The sequence below is a fragment of the Polaribacter ponticola genome, assembly GCF_026191475.2.
Classification (GTDB): Bacteria; Bacteroidota; Bacteroidia; order Flavobacteriales; family Flavobacteriaceae; genus Polaribacter; species Polaribacter ponticola.
This window is the reverse complement of sequence record NZ_JAOSLC020000001.1, coordinates 1-18,573: the sequence shown is the minus strand read 5'-3', so window position 1 is coordinate 18,573 and position 18,573 is coordinate 1. Positions and strand designations below refer to the sequence as shown.

The window sequence follows — 18,573 nt, the reverse complement described above, 5'->3', positions numbered from 1 at the left end:
AAATGGATAAAAATGATTTAATCAAATTACTTAAAGAAACATTAATAATTAATAACAGTCTTTTAAGGGGGCAAAAAAAAGTATTAAACAATTTATTGATATAAATATTGATAGAATATCTTATGATGGTAAAACTTTAATACCTGGAGATTTATTTATTTATAAATTACTCAAAAGTTTAGGCAAACCTTTAACCACAAAAGAACTTACAAAAATAATATCACATATAAAGAATTCAGAAGTAAGAGAGCATTCTGTAAATGCTTCCTTGAATAGGCTTAATTTTCAAAATAAAATAAACAAACATAAATCATTAAGACCTTTACAATGGTCTGTCAAAAAAATAGAGAGAATTAAAAACCACTCATTAATTTGGGTGGTTTTTTTGTCCTATTCTAAAGTATTGACAATTGCCATTTTTGTAATATGGCAAAAGATAATATAGCTTTAATAAATAATGGAGATACTTCTTTAGATAAAGTTTGGGCGCATTACAAAGATCCTAAAAAACACAAACTTACTCCAAATCAAAAATTGGTTAACGAGCGTTGGCTTGCAGCGTGGACAGCCTTAACCAAATACAAAAACAAAACCAAAGTTGCTGTTATACTGCAAAAAGCATATCCAATATCCAGAGCGCAAGCATTTAGAGATATTAGAAATGCAGAAAAATTGTATGGAAATGTTTTACGAGCTGATATTGATGGGCAAAGAGCATTGTTATATCAATTTGCTTTAGAAGGTTTTAAAACTTCTATGGCAAAAGGAGATATGAAATCTGCAAAAGGTTTTCACGATGCTATGAGAGAATGCTTACCAAAAGAAGATGCTGCCAATTTTAATCCAGAGAAATTAGAGTATAAAAAAGTGGTTATTTCTGCTCCACAATTGGTTATAGATAGAATTATAGCCAGTGGTAAAAGTGGTGTTGGCGATTATAACAAAATAGTAGATGCAGAAGCAATTGTTATAGAAGATGAAGAATAAATTAAAATTTGAGTTGAATGATGCGCAATTAGATGTTGTAATTCAAATAGAATTTGGAGGTAAAAAAGTCATCTATTTAGAATGGGGACGTGGAACTGGAAAGTCTTTTATTCTCGCTTATATTATGTTGAGAATGGTGCAACAAATGCCTGGAGCCTCATTTGCTTTTGTGGGTCCTACATACCAACAGATTTTAGCAACAATGCTACCTTCAACAAAAAATGCACTTAAAAAACTAAATATTTTTGAAAATATAGATTATGTAATTGGTAAAGATGGTACTAAATTAGGCTATGATGCACCAATTTACACTCCAGACAAATGGAACAACATTATGCATTGGTCTAATGGCTGTACGTTTCAGTTTGTTTCTATGGATAATACCAGCTCTGGACGTGGTTTAAATTCTTTTGGAGAAGTTGGCGATGAAGCTGTTTTATTTGATCCTGTAAAATTATACAATAACGTTACCATTACAAATAGAGCAAAAGAGGCACGTTTTGAAAATTGTTCTTTATTTGGTGCTAAAATATACGCATCTTCCACTGCAATGACTAAAAGAGGTAAATGGTTTACAGATAAAGAAGAATTCTGCAAATTACCAGAAAACAGAAAAACACATTACTTTATAAAAGCATCTGCAGAAGTAAATATGCACAATTTACAAGATGGATATTTAGAGCAAATTAAAGCAGAAGCACCAAGTGAACTGCATTATAGAGCAGAAATTTTAAACGAACGCCCAACAGAAATATTAGACGGTTTTTATCCTCAATTAAAACCACATCATTATTATGTAGATGAAGAGAATGATTATTTGGTAAGCATCACAGGTAATTATACAAAGGCATCATTCAATTGTAAACAAGATTGTGATATAGATAAGAGCAGACCTTTAATCTTATCTATAGATTGGGGTACTTTTTCTGGTGCAATTGTACAGCAGAAACTACCTAATAAACATAGGACTCTAAAAGAGTTTTGGGCATCACAACAAAGTGATTCTAAAGATGAAGAAGATTTAATTAATGATTTTGTTGAATATTATGCGCCACTACCTAACAAAACAGTGCATTTGTATTATGGACACGATGGTAATGCCAAGGTAAAGAAAGGCACAAATGAAACCTATGGAGATGTATTGGTTTCATTACTAAAAAAGAAAGGATGGACAGTTTATGACAAGAGTAAACGCAAGCCTGTTGCACCACATAATGATAAATATATTCTTATCAATATGATGTTGAAACAAAGTAGTTCACGATATCCTGCTATAGAAATAAACGAATACAATTGCCCTAATCTTATCATTGGCTTGGAACGTGCTGAAGCTAAAGAAGGTAAGAATGGAATAGAGAAAGTAAAGAAAGATGAACGTAATAGTTCTATGAATCAAGCACACACCACCCACCTACCAGATGCATTTGATATCCCTATCTATTCTATCTATAAGCACCTACTCAAACCAGCAAAAGAATACTGGGACTTACCAACTACGATGTAAACATCAAAATCAAATAAAATGTTCTAAGGATAGCAACCCAACAACTGTATAATGTATTGTTGCTAGGAGTGTAAATAGCTTAAACCATACTTAAAATTCATATATCCTCATTTTCTGACTATGGCAATTGTCATTCGTCAAAGGACGAGGCGATTACACAAACTCTTAAAAGAGATTCTACAAGAATATTTTAACATTTAAGTATTTGAAAATAAAACACTTACTATTAAAAAAATGAGATTATCAATAAGAAAACAATGCGAATAGTTTGTTTTTTAATCTTATCCTAATAAAAAAACGTGCTTTTATTAGAAATAATCTTCTTTTCTACTACAAAAATGATTAAAAATATTCTGTCCTATTTTAAAATGACTAGTCGCACGAAATTAGCATTATGGAAGAAACTATTTCTTTAAAGGATGCACTTGCGATAATCGATAAAAAAGATAAAGAAGGTAACGCTTATCCTTTTGACATCACATTTCGTTCGCTTCAAAGAAATTCTAAAACTGGCGGTAAACTTTATGAGTATAAGCAAGTGAAAAAATTAAGAGCTAAAGTTGATAATTTAAAAACAAAATCTTCTTTAAGATTTTCATCAACCAAAACTCATTTTTTAATTAAAGAAGTTCAGACTCCAGTAATAGCAAAAAAGAATCCGAACCATTTTGAAAACCGAACTAGAAATTTAGAACTACAAAATGGGCAAAAGAAAAAATTCATATCCGATTAATTATTTCAATTAACGGTAAAAAAGTTATTTATTAATGAGTACAACATTTATAGGCGATGTAGCCATTACAGGAGGAAATACCAAAGCTATAGTTTCGTTCGCTTCAACTAAAAAAACAGATGCAAATGTAACTAGTGTAATTCTGCATACCGAAAACGCTTCTGGTAAAATTGCAGCTTGGGGTGCTAATAATGACTATCCTCAAAAAATAACAAAGAAAATAAAACCCACTGGAACATTAAGAAGGGGTTTAAGAGTTAATATAAATGCACACTATGGTTCTGGTTTTATTTTAGCAGAAGAAACTTACGAAAATGCAAAACGAATTATAAAACAAATTCCTTTACACAAGCATCCAGAGATTAATGCTTTTTTTAAACGTAACAGGATGAAGCGTTTTTTTAAAGAAATTATTTCTGATGAAGAATACTGGCATTTTGCGTGTCCAGAATATGTTTTGTCTAAAGATTTCAAAAAAATAAATCGAGTAAAACGACAATTCGCAGCAGATAGTCGTTTTGAAATTATGGACGAAAACACACGTACAATAAATAATTTGTACGTTTCTTCTAAATGGGAAGAAGGCGTTGATGTTGCATCAAAATATGTAGATAAAATACCTTTAATCAACTCTTTTTTATCAGCTGAAGAAGTAAAGGAATACTGCAAAAAACATAAAATCCACAACTTTGTTCGTCCTGTTTGTTTTCCAATGCTTACTAGCGGTTATTATCCAGATCCAGAATGGCAGTCTATAGAAAGTAGTGGTTGGTTAGATATTATTAATTCCATACCAAAATTTAAGAAAGCCTTTTTAGAAGAAAAAATGAACGTGAATCTACACGTTGAAGTCTTTGAAGAATACTTTGAAAGAAAGTATAATAATAAGTGGGAAGGTTTTACTCCAGAAAAACAAGATGAAATTAGAAAAGAATTTATTGAACAATTAGATCAATCATTACGTGGTGTAGAAAATGGAGGTAAAAGTATTATGTCAATTATTTATAAAGATGATAATGGCACTCCACAACCTGGACTAAAAATTACTGAAATCGAAAAAGGTAAAAAAGACGGTGCGTATCTAGATGATACAGCAGCAGGAATACAAGCAGCTTTAACAGCAGCAGGAGTTTCTCCTTCTTTAATTGGTGCAGGAGTACCTGGTACAAAAGACGGTGGTGGTTCTGGAAGTGATAAAAGATTAGATTGGTTTATTCTATCCGCTTTAAAAAAACCAGACAGAGAAACCACTTTAGAAATTTTTGAATTTATTCAAGATTACAATGGTTGGGACGAAAAACTAGTTGGTGGTTTTGAAGAAACAACTTTTACAACTTTAGATCAAAACCCTACAGGAACACAAAAAGAAGCTCAATTATGATTATAAAAGATACAGCAACACTTCGAGAATATATTTCTGTAAATGGTTCAGTAGATATAGATAATGTAAAACCTTATTTAAGAAAAGCCGAACGTAATTTTTTGAAACCTTTAATTGGTTCAGCTCAATTATTAGTATTTGAATCTGCACAAACGGATGCAATTATAAAAGAAGCTCAAGCATTAGCTCAAGAAGCAGTTGCTAATTTTGGCTATTACTTGTATTTACCTATAGGAGCTGTTCAAGTTACAGATAATGGTATTCATGTAACCGCTAATGAAAACACAAAAACTGCATCCGATAAACAATTTAAAGAATTGCAACGCTCTTTTAAAAAGTCTGGTCACGAAGCATTGGATGAATTATTAGAAGTAATGGAAAAATCTGCAGATAAATTTTCTGCGTGGTTTAGTTCAGATTGCTATACAGTTTACAAAGAATTATTAGTAAACAAAACGTCAATTCTTAATAAATACTATCACATCTTTAACAGTAGGCAAACTTTTGTAGCTATGAAACCTACGCTTAAAGTTGTCGAAGATCAATTTATCAGTCCAGTTATAGGATCAAACTTATTAGTGGCTTTAAAAATTAACCAAACAGATACAGTAAGAAAACAAGTAAAAGAATTATTACAACAATCTATTGTTGCTTTTACAATAATGAAAACAGTAGATAACGGAATGTTTGTTTTAGATGCTAAAGGAATGCACATGCGATTTGATGTATTGCCTTATGAAAAAACAGTTACCAATATTAACTTAAAAGTGAATGACTTTCTGGTCCACACAAAAAAAGCAAGAAAGTAGAAGGCGAAGAATATTTAAAACTGGCAATTAAGCTAATGGTTTCGAATACTGTAAAATTTCCAGAATATCAGATTAAAGAAGCACAAAAGCATATAACATTAACCAATACCAAGTCTTTAGTTGGCTTGTAAAAAGTTGTCCTATTTTAAAAATGGGATTAGCTAGATATTTGAATTATGATACGAATTTTTAGTGTTTTAAAACAAGGAGTTAATCGTGTCGCCTCCTTTTTTAAGAGCGATTCGGAAACAATTACTTGCGATAACGAAAACATAACTTGTGATATAGATTAATATGGCATTTTACGATACAATTAATACAGGAACAACACCTAATGATGGTCAAGGAGATGGTTTAAGAACGAATATTCGTAAACTTCATGACAACACTAAAGACAATAAACAACGGTTAGATGACTTGAATGGAAATACTCCTGGGGTTGTAGCTTATAACGATTGTACACTTTTAGTTCCTATAGATGGCAATAAACATTTAAATTCAGCTTTTACAGGCGCTTTAAAAATAACTTTACCTTATAAGCCTAGTAACTGCTTAGGTACTATAGTAATTGATGTAATTAATTATTCTGTAAACACATCTTTTACACTGATAATATCTGCCCATTTAGGTTTATGGGAAAATTCTTCTTGTACTATTTTAGGTAATAACACAGTTGTTAGCCATGTAGTTCGGTTAGGTTTTGAAAATAATTTACCTGTCATATATATAGGAGAATTAAACACTAACTGGACAATTCCTTCTATTGCTGTGAGAAACTTATTTGTATCAAGAGGTCAATTTGCTTCAATTAATTGGCTTACAGGATGGAATATATCTTCAGAATCTGGTTCTTTCCAAAATTTAGCTAAAACTCATTCAAATAACTTACCCGTAGCACAATAAAATTAAATAATATGAAACTAGTATTAAAAAATTCAAATTACATTCATCCAATTACAAAAGAGATACTCAAAGATATATTTGTCTCTGATGGCGAATTTTCAGACATTCCTTTGTTAGATAAATTAAAAATCTCTTTTTGGTTATGCCAGAACTATAAAGATATTCAGTTCAAAGATGAAAATGGAGAATTAAAACCATTTGAAGTAGATAAAATTAAAGTATTAGATGCTGATACTTTAGAATTTACTCCAAATAGCTATGCTCCTACTTATGTAACAAAAGACGGAGAAACAAAAGATTTATTTGTTTACTTACAAGAAGGTGGTCAATTAGATGGTTCAGAACCTATTGAAGTTGGTTTCCCAAATTACACATCTATTCAAAGCTATCTTTTAAAAGATAATATTGGAGATGCACTAATTTTTCATCCAAACCTTGATGCAATGGGACTACAGTTAGCAAAAGCATTTGTTTTAAAAAGTTGGAAATTAAATGGAGAACCTTTAGGTGTGCAATTCAACTTTGAAGAGTAATGAAGTTGCAATTCCTCCAGACACCAATCTATATACCTATAAGGTATGTTCCTCATTTCGATGGAGAACGCACCTTTGAAGTTACTGAAGATATCGAAGTTACTTTATCAGATGGTTATGTATTAACGATCGAAAAAGGCTTTATAACAGATTTAGCTTCAGTACCAAAATGGGCGTGGTCTATTTTTTCTCCAATAGATAAAGGTTTTCTGGGAGATTTAATTCACGATAAGTTATGGGTTGATAAAGTTGGACAAATTCAGCACTTCAATAATAGTTTTTATGAAGCTCGTTTATTCGCTGATAAAGAGCGTACGCTTTGGCGTAAAAAATTAGCCCCTAAAAAGAAATTTAAAAATTGGTTAACTCACGCTGTTATAAGGTTAATTGGCGGTTTTTTCTATTCAAAACAAATATCAATACCTAATTAGTATGAAAAACTTATATAAACTGATTCAAAAATTTACACCTAAAGCAGATAAGTTAGGTCACTTTTATTGGGGCTTCTTATACTCTATTGCAGGAGTAATTGGATTTTTTATTTTTGATGCACTTTGGTTAATTGCATTACCAAGTGTTGTATTAGCAGCTTCAAAAGAATTTTTTGATTCTAAAGGTCATGGAAATGTTGAGTTTTTAGATTTCGCATTTACCATTATACCCGGATTAGTAATCACTTTAATAATTTATTTACAATGAAAGATTACTTAATAAATGTAGCTTCTAAATATGGTGGGTATGTTATTGGCGGTTTAATAGGAGCAATTGTACATCGATTAAGAAATACAATGAGTTTTAAACGTTTTTTAAGTGTTCTAGCAATTTCTGCTTTTGTAGGATTTTGCGTTGGAGTTCTTTTAAAAAATTATTTAAACGCAAGCGATGAAGTAATATTTGTTGCGTGTTCTGTTTCTGGAGTGTTTTCTAAAGATATTCTAGACGAAATACAAGAACTGATTTCTTATGCATCATTATTTGTAAAGAAAAAAGCAAAGATTGATAAACCTGTAGAAGAAGTCTCTCAAGATGAAATTGATAATTTAGAAAGATAATGGGATATACATTCGGTAAAAATAGCGCAAAGAAACTATCAACTTGCCATTCTGATTTACAGAAAATAATGAGTCTAGCAATCTCTATAAGTAAAGTAGATTTTGGCATATCTGAAGGACATAGGTCTAAATCAAGACAACATCAATTATTTGTAGAAGGAAAATCAAAGATTGATGGCTATTCTAAAATGGGAAAACATAACTATAAACCCAGTTTAGCTGTAGATATTTATGGATATCATCCAGATTTAACAACTAGGAGAAAATTAGCCTATGACAGAGTAACATTAAGTTATATAGCAGGACTAATAGATGCCTGTGCAAAAGAATTATACCAAAAAGGAGAAATTACTCATTTAATTAGATGGGGTGCTAATTGGGATTCTGATGGAATTATAGATTATGATCAATCTTTCGATGACTTTCCTCACTTCGAATTAATAAAACCTTAATTATGAAAAAATTAATCTACATAACTCTAATTTTTATTTTCCTTTCTTCCTGCTCTTCAATGAAAAGTTTTTTTTCTAAAGACAAAGGCACAAAAGACACAAAAACAGAAGTTGTAGAAACTACTAAAAAAGGAGGGAAAACAACTTTAGAGCTTCCAAATATAATTTATAAAGACACCACTATAACGTCTGTTAATTACGAAACTAAAACTATTTTAAGGACTACTTTCGATAAAAAAGGGAATCAAAAAATAGACTGTTTAGAAGCCGAAATAAACGAGAAAATTACACGAATAGAAGAAGCAATTCAAAACGATATTGAAACAAAAACTAAAAGTGAAACATCTTTTAATCCTCAATATTTTATTTATGCTATAGCAGCTCTAGGCTTCATTATAATAATTGGCTTTATTGTATTTGGTATAGTAATTACTAAACTTAAAAAATCTGTAATTACTTAAAATGACAATAAACATTAACATACCTACTAATTGGAATGATCTAACTGAACGTCAACTAAAGAAGTTGGCTAGTATTTTTCACTCTAAAAAAAATGCAATTCAAGATGTATTAGTCTTTTTTACATTATTAAATGTACGTTGGTGGCAATTTTTCAAAGCATATAAAGCTGGTAAAGTTTTAAAAAACGTGCCAATTTCAGAATTAAAAAAACATTACTCTTTTTTATACGAATACCAAGAACGCACCAAATTCATCAGTGTCATTAAAATCAAAAACAAACAATTGTTTGCTCCAAATGAAAGAATTACGAATTTAAATGTAGATGAATTTGCACACGCAGAAGATTTGTATTTAGGATGGCACAAAACAAAAGATATTGAATACTTACAATATTTAGTTGCTGTTTTGTACAGAGAAAAAGACGAAAAAGGAAAACGTTTATTATTTGATAAAACCGAACTAGAAGAGCGTGCAAAAGCACTCTCTAAAATTAATAAGCCAATTTTGTTAGCAACTGCGATAACATACCAAGGTTGTAGAGAATATTTGTACACGCAATTCCCAGTTGTATTTCCTAAAACCACTAAAAAGCAAAAAACACCAAATAGTAGTGGTTTTGGTAAATTGATATTGCATTTATCTGGCGCAAAATTTGGTTCTCATAACGAAACTAAAACTACTAATGTATATACTTTTTTAAGTGAATTTGAAGAGCAACTAAAAAAAGAACCAAATGCCTAGAGTATCATTATTAACAGTTGTCAATTATCTAGAAGCATTAGCAGATGCTCATAAAGATATTAAAGACAAATATCGTTGGAATGTTTCTGAAGTTACAGGAGCATTGCGTAAAGGTGTAGAATTACCTGTAAAATTAATTGATGCAGTAGAAACTCAAACCTCTGGAGATAAAACCAAAACCAAGCACACCAATACAACTGCATTTACCATTTTAGGAAAGCCAAATACTAAAACTGGTAATTTAGATGAATACGATGCACAAAATGAAGTACTTGATTTTTGTCAACAAATCTCTTTTGATATTGAAACCAGAATTTTACACGATGCTAGTTTACCCAAAATTAATGGAGTTAAGAATTGGTTGTATGGTATGGTCGATAAAAATTCATTCCATCATTTTAAAGTAGGACCATTATTTTCTGATGGATTGTATGGTTATAGATGTGAAGTTGCGTTAAAAAATCAAGTATGTACTACTCCAGATGTTTCTAAATGGAGTGATTTAGATTAATTTATATTCTCATTTAACTTAAAAACTGCAATTATAGATATTTATAATTGCAGTTTTTTTCTGTCCTATTTTAAAAACACCAACGCACCTAAATTGCCATATAAATTAGGTGTAAAATGGCTTTAGAAAACTTTACTCAATTAGAAAAACAAGCAGGTCAAAAAGCGGCTTTATTTTTAAGAAAATCGCTAAAAAGCGAAATCCGTAATCTATTTGAAACTACACAAGGAAATAGCGAAATGCTACGCTCTACAGTAGCAAGTAAGATGAAAGGAGGCGAATTACAACGATTAGTAATTAAAATGCCTCATTACGGCTTTAAACAGCATTTTGGATTTGACGGAGTCAAAAACAATGGCGTAAAACTTCGATTATTAAGCAATACCAATTTTTTAAATGATGCTTTACAAGCTAACAATGCTTTAGAAACTTTGGCTACAGAGATAGGAGAAATTAGAGGAGATGAAGTAGTTTCTAAAATCAATTTTTAAAAATGGCAAACAAAAAAATTACAAGACAATTATCAATTTTTATAAATGGTAAAGAAGTTAAAAACACGCTTGCTGGTGTAGGTGCAGAAATTGGAAAATTAAGAGGTCAGTTAAAACATTTACACGAAACAGACCCAAACTTTAAGAATAAGCAAGAAGAGTTAAAAAAAGCCAGAGAACGTTATGCCGAAATTAAAGTTGCAATTAATGGTACTAATAAAGTTTTAGACGAAAACGAAAAAACTTTACAAGGTGTTTCTAATCAAGTAAATCGTTTACAAAAAGAACTTGCTACTTTAGAGGTTACAGATCCAAAATTTAAAAAGAAACAAAAAGAACTTCAAGAAGCCAAAGAGGCTTATAATTTAATTTCGTTAGAAATAGAAAAAACAAATAAGGTTTTAGATGAAAATCAAAAAACATTTACAGGCGTTTCTAATAAAGTAAATAGACTTCAAAACGAATTAAAGGAACTTGAATTTACAGATCCAAAATTCAAAGAAAAAAAGGCTGAATTAGTAGCTGCCGAAAAACAATACGAACACCTTACTGATGAAATAAGAACTCAAAATAATGCTTTAGAAGAAGCTCGTGCTCATTGGGGTAATATTACAAATGGTTTTTTATCAGGAGATCTAGAAGCTGTAAAATCTGGACTTAAAGGAATTACAGGTAATATTAAAAATATAACCAAAGCAGCTTGGGCGTTTATAGCAACACCAATTGGTGCTGCAATTGCTGTTTTATCTGGTGTAGCTTTAGCCACTAAAGAATGGGTAAATTATAACGAAGAAGTAAAAAAAGCAAATATTACTACTTCCGAAATTACAAATTTAGTTGGTGCTGAATTAGACCAAGCACGGATAAGAGCGCAAGCATTAGCAGATGTTTTTGAAAAAACCACGTTTGAAGAAAACATTACTACAGCAAAAGCATTAGTAAAAGCTTATGGTATTTCTTACAAAGATGCGTTCGATTTAATAGAAGATAGTTATGTAAGAGGTGCAAGTGCCAACAAAGAGTTTACAGATTCTGTTATTGAGTTTTCGCCAATTTTAGCAAAGGCTGGTTTTACTGCTAAAGAAAATATAGACTTAATTAATAAAGCTTATGAAAACGGATTGTATAAAGATAAATTTATAGATTCCATTCACGAAGTAGATACAGCTTTAACTGAGCAAACTAATTCTACAAAAGAAGCTTTAGAAAATGCTTTTGGAGAAAAATTTACTAAAAAACTATTTAAAAATATTTCTGATGGCTCTATCACTACAAAAGATGCTATTAAATTAATTGCCAAAGAAACTCAAACAGCAAAATTAAACGTACAACAATATGCCCAATTAACAGCAGATGTTTTTAAATCGGCTGGAGAAGACATTGCAGGATCTCAAAAAGTATTAGAAGTTTACAATCAAGCTTTAAATGAACAAGCTGCTGCGTTAACACCAGTGCAAACAGAAATGAAGCGTTTATCTGATGCTCATTTAGAATTAAAACAGGCACAAGATGATGCTTTAAAATCTGACAATTACGCAAAATTCTCTAATGATGTTTCTATTGTTTGGACAAAAACAAAAACCTTTTTTTATAAATCAGTTGGAGCAATTGTACATTATTTTCAAAATTGGTTTTTACAAGTAAAGCTTGGTTTCTCTGATTTAAAATTGGCTTTCCAAAATTTACCAATGCGTTTTACTGAAACTAAAAAAATATTGGTTAAAACGGCTTTAGAAATTATTGGTGCATTTAAATATTTAGGCGATGCTTGGACAAATTTAAAAGATTTAAACTTTAAAGGTGTTGGAGAATCGTTTACAAAATTTGGTAGTTCTATTAAAAATTCTGCTACTGGTGCTTTAGATGAATATGGAAAAATTGGCGATAAAATTGATGAAATTCAACAAAAAGCAAGAGGTGCAATTCTAAAAGAGCATTTCGATTCTGTTTCTGGTGCAGGAGAAATCCAAGAAGCAGAAGATAAAAAAACAGTAAAACCAATTGTAGATAATAAAGAACTTGAAAACCAAAAAAACTATCAGCAAAAAAGAAAGAGTTAATTCAAAAATCAGAAGAAGAATTAGATGTACTTCTTAAAAAAATACAAGAAGAACGTGAGCTAAAACAAAAACAAGGTGTTGAGCGTGAATTACAAGGTATAGATAATAAGTATGCTAAACTAAAAGAAAAATTTGTGTTGTCTAAAGCCGAAGAATCTTTATTATCTGAAGAGGAATTAGTTCAGCATCACAACAAAATAAAAGAGTTAGAAGCTGCACAAGATTTAGAACGTAAAGAATTAAAATTATTACGTGATGCAGAATTTAAAGAGCGTGTAAAAACTATTGAAGAAGAAAACAGAATAGAAGAAGAATCTCAAAAGTTTGAACGAGATGCAGCAGCAGCTTCAACTGAACAAGAACGTGTTTTAATTTTATTAGATAAAGCAAAATGGATTGCTACAGAAGAATTAAAAATTGAAAGAGATAAAGAGCTTGCAAAAGTAGAAGCTGTAGAAGGTGCAGAAAAATTAAAAGAAGTAATTCGCAAAAAATACAATCTTAAACAAAAAAGAGTAGATACTGCTTTTGATAAAGGTAAAAAGAAAGCTAAAAAAGAAGAAGTAGAATGGTCTGAACTTACAGAACAACAAAAAGTTGGAAATATAAAGCAGGGTTTAGGTCAAGCAGCAGAAGCTTTTAATAAAGGTTCAGCTGGTTGGAAAGCGATGAAGATATCTGAAGCAGTAATGAGTACTTACGAAGGTGCTCAATCTGCGTTTACATCACTTTCAAAAATACCTATTATTGGTGTTCCTTTAGGTATTGCAGCAGCTATTGCAGCAACATCTGCTGGTTTAGCAAGAGTAAATCAGATTAAAAATACTAAAACAGCTAAAGTAGATACTGGTTATTATCAAGGAGGATATAACAGAAATAGCAGTACTAATTATCAGAAAAACTATTATAGTTCAAATTCACGCACATCGAATTCTTATAATAAGAAAGAACTTAAAAACCAAAAGACAGAAACCCACTCTTCTAACGAAAATAATGTTCACTTAAAAAACTCATATAATAACGAATATCAAGGAGGGTTTACAGGAGATAAAGCAATTCGTTATGATTATCAAGATGGAGTTGCAATGGATACTCCTAATGGTCCTTATCATATAAACGAATGGGTTTCTCCAAAATGGATGACCGAAAGCCCACGTTATGCACCAACAATTCAATATTTAGAACGTGAACGTTTAAAAGGCCCTGGCTTTTTTGATGGAGGCTTATCTACAACTTCTTCTACACCTGCTCCAATTTTTGATGATGAAGATAGTAATGAAACTTCAGCTAACAATGAAACGAACCAAATGTTAATGAGCCTTTTATTGAAGTTAGACTCAAAGCTTGATGCAGGATTTAAAGGTTATGTAGTAAAGGATTACGAGGATTTTTTAAGGCAAAAAGAAATTGACCAGGAACACGAAGATATTTTTAATAATACCAGAAGTTAAAAAATGAACTATTTAGGAAATTACGAAGAGAATAAATTATACGGTACTTTAGAAAACAATAAAATTTTAGTTGCTACTGTAAATAATGCTAACTTTTTAAAAGTAGAACTATCTGTTGTTTTTGATGCATTTAATTGGAATCATAATTTTGAAATTCCTTTTTTTAACAATGAAGCAGAATTATATTTTGAAAACTATATACATTCGATTATAACTCAAAAATTAGAAGTATCTGAAATTGATGTTACCGATTTTAATTTTACTTCTTTTGATATCGCTGCTATTACTTGTGTTTTAAAAGAAATGGAAAACAACACTGAACTAGATACTAAAACTATAAACTTTTCTATGGTTTTAGGAGATGTAAATTTTGTGAATTTCAGCAATGTAGTTGATGCAGGTAAATACTTTTTACCAATAAAACAATCCACATCTACTACTTTAAAAAATCTACTATCTTTTTCTTTTTATGCTACATTATTTCCTGTTAAAGTTCGATTAGAAATCAACGGTGTAATATCTGAAATTAATCTACCTAGTTATACATCATCAAAAAAGCTACATACATTGTTTATTCCTGTAGATAAAGTAATAGGAACCAACATTGATTCTTTTACTTTATCATTAGTTTTTTCTGATAATTCAGTTTTTAATTTTGGTGAGTTTTACGTTTTGCCTCCAGAAGTAGATCATTCTTTATTTTTTTATCAAAATTCTTACGGAACTTTAACTTCTATAGAATTTACAGGAGAAAAAAAGTATCCTATTTCGTTTAAATCTTCAGAAAATATTTTTGTAGTTAACAATAAATCTATTTCTAGCACTAATGTTACAGAAGAAAAAGAAGAAGTTATTATAGATACTGGATATATTAGAGACGAGTTTAAGTACAATATGATAGTAGATTTGTTAAGGTCATTTAATATATATGAGCTTCCAACTCTTAAGAAGTTAACTAAAAAACTATCTCAAAAAATTATGCCTTTTGAAACTGATAATTACACTCAAAAAGAAACACTAACATTTAAATATTCAGAAAATGACAATATTTATTACAGAGGATTTTAGATTAGACCTTTCTAATTTAGACATTACTTTTTCTGATGAAAATTCTTTCTTTGAAAAAGATTTGATTAAACAACAATCATTTCCTTTTAACATACCAAACGAACGAGGCTTTATTCCTTTTTTTGAATTTGTAAGCTCTCATAATAGTGTAGATGGTAATAATGTTGTTACAGGCTTTTTATTTAGAAATGATAGGTATTACGATGCTGAACTAATGATTTTGAATATTGATAATAGTATAAAATCAATTTTTTACTACAGTCCAGATAAATTAACAATATTTGATATCCCTCTAAAAATGTTGCCTTGGCCTGTTTTAAATATAGGCAATGATATTTACCAATATGCAAAAGATACTATTGCAAAAGATTATCCAGATACTTTAATTAATTTTTCTGAAGTATATCATCCAGAAATCTATAAAGACAATGATTGGGGCTCAAATTTGAAGTTTTTAAATAAAAACACCAATGGAGATTTTGAAAAATCATTAAAAACATCTTTTGGAATTGAAGTAAAACAGATGAGTGAAATACGACCTTTTATTTATGTGAAGGAAATAGTGAAATTTATATTTTCTCAAATAGATTATACTGTTTTAGGAGATTTTAACACGCACGCATCTATTAGCAAAGCATTACAATATCATAATAATTCTATTTTTTACACTAATAAAGATTACTTCTTAAACAACAATTTAACAGTAACGTTAAGTCAATCTAATATTTCTGGATATTCTCCATCTACTGTAACCTATAATAAGTATGTAAGAATTTTTGCTTTATACTCAAAAGGATCCTATTCTATAGAATTAAATGTAAAAGGTTCTTTTACTGTTGCAAACGAAGAGTTCTATATTCAGGTTTATTTTGACAATCAATTAGCAGATGCCGCTATAGCAAGAAATAATGATAATAGCACTTTTGATAAAAGTATAAATGCTGAAATACATGTTGCAGCAGCGGATGTTGGTAAAGATTTAGAGATAAGAGTTATTTGTTCATCAAATACAAAAAACTCTCTTGAAGGAGATTATGAAATAACAGGAACTGAAAGGCCTTTGTATAAAGATTTTATTGATTTAAAAGATTTACTACCAGATAAAAGTGTTGGAGAATACATTTCAGATTTAAAAGAAAGTATGTCTTTAACATCTGTTTTTGATGAACCTACAAAAACAGTTAAGTTTAACTTCTTTAACTCAACACAAACTTCAATTGAACAAATAGATTTATCAAAATATATGACAAAATCTATTCCAAGAAAGTTAAATAAATCGTTAGGGTATAAGATTTCTTTTGATGATGGAGAAACACTTTATATGAATAAGAAAGGAGAGTTCATACCTTCAGCAATTGGTTATACTGAATTTACAATGCCTTTACAACCATTAAAGTCACTATTTATTGAAGGTCAACCAGCAGTTTGTAATCAAGAAAGTAATTCTATTTTGTTTTTTGAGAGCAATGCAAATGCTAAACCTTTAATAAATGATGGAGAAAATTTATACTCTAGATTAGGTTTTATTCACTTGTTTTTAAGACGTTGGATGTTTCAGCTTTTAAATTCAGAAGAGTATAATCAAACTTTAAAATTACCTATCTATGTGTCTTCTAAATTGAATTCAGAAAGTATTATTTGGTTTTACAACAATTCATTTTTAGTACATAATCTGCAAAGAACAAATCTCAATTCATTATTTGAAAGCGTTAAATTTCGCCTCTTTAAATTAAAAAGTTATCCAGACTTTAATTTAGTAGTAGATGATGGATCTGGTAACACTACTTATTTACCTCCTGTAGCTTTTACTTCTTCTTTTTCTTCTGTAACAACACTTGTTACACAATTCAATGCATCAATTTCTATAGGTCAATTTGGTTTTCCAAGTTCATTTTATATAGATATTTATGCAAACAATTCAACCGATCCTCAAAGTTTAGATTTAACCTTTGGATGGGAAGTATTAAGTAGTCCTGATGGAAATGCCTCTGGTATTTTTCAATCTCAAAATACAGTTCATTCTATAACTCGTTTTACAAATAGTGGTTATATAAATTTAGCAGGGGATTATGTTATTAGATTAACAGTAGTTAATTCTGTTGGTTTAACAAATACTATTGATATTACAGTTACAGCAAGTTAAATTTTTACTGTTTTGATATCAACGTTTGCTTTTAAAATTTCTTTTGGAGTATAAGCTTCTGTTTGCGTAATACTATGATGACGTGCTTGATCTCTTACAGCTATTGGAGGAACTCCTGCCTTTAATAAATTTGTAATACCTGTATCTTTTAGGCTATACCACTGATATTTTTTAGGTAAATTCAAGGCCGTTCTTACTTTTACCCATTCGTCAGATATTTTTTTAGGAGGTAGTTTATTTCGTCCGGGTAAATAATTGTCAGAAAATAAATAATCGCCCATTTCTGCATTCTTTAAATGGTTTACCAAAAAAGGAATTAAAACATCTGGTATAGTAACCGGCATACTTTTTTTATTTTTAGCCACATTCTTGTTCACATAAATTACTCCATTTTTTAAAATTACATCGCTTACCTTAAGTTTAGTTATTTCAGTTCTTCTGACCAAACAATAGTAGCAAATCAAACAAACCATATAATAATTTTCTTTTTTCTCTTTTAAAAATTTGAAAATTTCTTTTAAAGTTCCGTCTGGAATAACCTCACGTTCTTTTGTTTTTTCTGGGATTAGCTCAATTCTTGTAGTAGGGTTTTGAGATATGTATTTATGACGAATTAACCAATCACTAAACGTTTTGATAAAGTTTAAATAATTGTTACGAGTTCTTGCAGAATTATCTCGATCGTAATAAACAACATCTAAAAAATCTCGCACCAATTCATCTTTAAATTTGATAACGAACATATCTTGTTCTTTAATTTCCTCAAGATAATCTGAAATGTTTTTTATAAAGGACTTGTAACTTCTTAATGTATCAGCTCTTTTATCTTGATTTTTTACTTCCTTAACAGTTCTATCTAAAAATAAACGTGCAGCATCAGAAAATTTAACAAAACCTCTAATCTCATTATCGTTTAATAATGGATTCCAACCTCGTTCTAATTTTTTATTAAGCTCTAAAACCATTTTTCTGGCCAGCTTTCTTCTTTCTGTAATACTTTTTAAAGGCTTGACTCTATTTTGCTTTCTCTTAAGCTTATTATCAATAGGGCATTTAACGTAGTAAACTATCTTCCAAGTTTTGTTTTCTCTTAATTCTGCTGGAACAAAATCTACAAGAACTAATACGTTTCTGATTTTTTGAGTAGTGGACATTTTTTTTACATCAGGTTTTTAAACCAGTTGCAAAAAGTTAAACATCAATGTGAGACAAATTTGAGACGGTAATTTGTCTAAAATCAACAAAGCCCTTATAAAAAAAGGGCTTGTGCTATTTTTAGTAGCGGGAACTGG

General features: G+C 30.0%; 20 protein-coding genes. 19 read left to right on the top strand and 1 reads right to left on the bottom strand.

Features of this window, described 5'->3' with window-relative positions:
- Positions 1 to 426 precede the first annotated feature (426 nt).
- From N5A56_RS00100 to N5A56_RS00010, 19 genes are all read left to right on the top strand, one after another.
- Positions 427 to 987, top strand: a complete 561-nt coding sequence (locus N5A56_RS00100) for a site-specific integrase (RefSeq protein WP_265726967.1) — start codon at positions 427 to 429, stop codon at positions 985 to 987.
- A complete protein-coding gene (locus tag N5A56_RS00095; RefSeq protein WP_265726966.1) occupies positions 977 to 2,491 on the top strand; it encodes a hypothetical protein in 1,515 nt (504 codons plus the stop codon). The genes N5A56_RS00100 and N5A56_RS00095 overlap by 11 nt, the downstream gene beginning before the upstream one ends.
- Before the next feature lie 394 nt (positions 2,492 to 2,885).
- On the top strand, positions 2,886 to 3,224 hold the full coding sequence (locus N5A56_RS00090) for a hypothetical protein (RefSeq protein ID WP_274270106.1): 339 nt from the start codon (positions 2,886 to 2,888) through the stop codon (positions 3,222 to 3,224).
- A gap of 34 nt (positions 3,225 to 3,258) precedes the next feature.
- The gene (locus N5A56_RS00085; RefSeq protein ID WP_265726964.1) at positions 3,259 to 4,605 is read left to right on the top strand and encodes a hypothetical protein; all 1,347 of its coding nucleotides are present in this window, start codon (positions 3,259 to 3,261) and stop codon (positions 4,603 to 4,605) included.
- On the top strand, positions 4,602 to 5,414 hold the full coding sequence (locus tag N5A56_RS00080) for a DUF6712 family protein (RefSeq protein WP_274270105.1): 813 nt from the start codon (positions 4,602 to 4,604) through the stop codon (positions 5,412 to 5,414). The genes N5A56_RS00085 and N5A56_RS00080 overlap by 4 nt, the downstream gene beginning before the upstream one ends.
- 294 nt (positions 5,415 to 5,708) lie before the next feature.
- The gene (locus tag N5A56_RS00075; protein WP_265726962.1) at positions 5,709 to 6,317 is read left to right on the top strand and encodes a hypothetical protein; all 609 of its coding nucleotides are present in this window, start codon (positions 5,709 to 5,711) and stop codon (positions 6,315 to 6,317) included.
- An 11-nt stretch (positions 6,318 to 6,328) separates the two neighbouring features.
- The gene (locus N5A56_RS00070; RefSeq protein WP_265726961.1) at positions 6,329 to 6,850 is read left to right on the top strand and encodes a hypothetical protein; all 522 of its coding nucleotides are present in this window, start codon (positions 6,329 to 6,331) and stop codon (positions 6,848 to 6,850) included.
- Positions 6,850 to 7,281: a DUF1353 domain-containing protein gene (locus tag N5A56_RS00065; RefSeq protein WP_274270104.1), complete on the top strand. Its 432-nt coding sequence runs from the start codon at positions 6,850 to 6,852 to the stop codon at positions 7,279 to 7,281. Before N5A56_RS00070 ends, N5A56_RS00065 begins: the two co-directional genes overlap by 1 nt.
- 1 nt (position 7,282) lies before the next feature.
- Positions 7,283 to 7,549, top strand: coding sequence for a hypothetical protein (locus N5A56_RS00060; protein ID WP_265726959.1), 267 nt, complete (start codon positions 7,283 to 7,285; stop codon positions 7,547 to 7,549).
- Positions 7,546 to 7,902, top strand: a complete 357-nt coding sequence (locus N5A56_RS00055; RefSeq protein WP_265726958.1) for a phage holin family protein — start codon at positions 7,546 to 7,548, stop codon at positions 7,900 to 7,902. Before N5A56_RS00060 ends, N5A56_RS00055 begins: the two co-directional genes overlap by 4 nt.
- Positions 7,902 to 8,354, top strand: coding sequence for a M15 family metallopeptidase domain-containing protein (locus N5A56_RS00050; RefSeq protein ID WP_265726957.1), 453 nt, complete (start codon positions 7,902 to 7,904; stop codon positions 8,352 to 8,354). The genes N5A56_RS00055 and N5A56_RS00050 overlap by 1 nt, the downstream gene beginning before the upstream one ends.
- A gap of 2 nt (positions 8,355 to 8,356) precedes the next feature.
- A complete protein-coding gene (locus tag N5A56_RS00045; protein ID WP_265726956.1) occupies positions 8,357 to 8,815 on the top strand; it encodes a hypothetical protein in 459 nt (152 codons plus the stop codon).
- 1 nt (position 8,816) lies between these two features.
- Positions 8,817 to 9,557, top strand: coding sequence for a hypothetical protein (locus N5A56_RS00040; RefSeq protein ID WP_265726955.1), 741 nt, complete (start codon positions 8,817 to 8,819; stop codon positions 9,555 to 9,557).
- Positions 9,550 to 10,068, top strand: coding sequence for a hypothetical protein (locus N5A56_RS00035; protein WP_265726954.1), 519 nt, complete (start codon positions 9,550 to 9,552; stop codon positions 10,066 to 10,068). Before N5A56_RS00040 ends, N5A56_RS00035 begins: the two co-directional genes overlap by 8 nt.
- A gap of 116 nt (positions 10,069 to 10,184) precedes the next feature.
- On the top strand, positions 10,185 to 10,559 hold the full coding sequence (locus tag N5A56_RS00030) for a hypothetical protein (protein WP_265726953.1): 375 nt from the start codon (positions 10,185 to 10,187) through the stop codon (positions 10,557 to 10,559).
- Between the two features lie 2 nt (positions 10,560 to 10,561).
- Positions 10,562 to 12,619 (top strand): hypothetical protein, encoded by a 2,058-nt coding sequence (locus N5A56_RS00025; RefSeq protein WP_265726952.1) that lies wholly within the window; start codon positions 10,562 to 10,564, stop codon positions 12,617 to 12,619.
- A 137-nt stretch (positions 12,620 to 12,756) separates the two neighbouring features.
- On the top strand, positions 12,757 to 14,070 hold the full coding sequence (locus N5A56_RS00020; protein WP_265726951.1) for a hypothetical protein: 1,314 nt from the start codon (positions 12,757 to 12,759) through the stop codon (positions 14,068 to 14,070).
- Positions 14,071 to 14,073: 3 nt separating this feature from the next.
- Positions 14,074 to 15,138 (top strand): hypothetical protein, encoded by a 1,065-nt coding sequence (locus N5A56_RS00015; protein WP_265726950.1) that lies wholly within the window; start codon positions 14,074 to 14,076, stop codon positions 15,136 to 15,138.
- Complete coding sequence (locus N5A56_RS00010; RefSeq protein WP_265726949.1) at positions 15,110 to 17,281, top strand: hypothetical protein; 2,172 nt, start codon at positions 15,110 to 15,112, stop codon at positions 17,279 to 17,281. Before N5A56_RS00015 ends, N5A56_RS00010 begins: the two co-directional genes overlap by 29 nt.
- On the opposite strand, the gene N5A56_RS00005 is transcribed toward N5A56_RS00010, so the two are convergent.
- Positions 17,278 to 18,435 (bottom strand): tyrosine-type recombinase/integrase, encoded by a 1,158-nt coding sequence (locus tag N5A56_RS00005; protein ID WP_265726391.1) that lies wholly within the window; start codon positions 18,433 to 18,435, stop codon positions 17,278 to 17,280. The genes N5A56_RS00010 and N5A56_RS00005 overlap by 4 nt on opposite strands.
- Positions 18,436 to 18,573 lie beyond the last annotated feature (138 nt).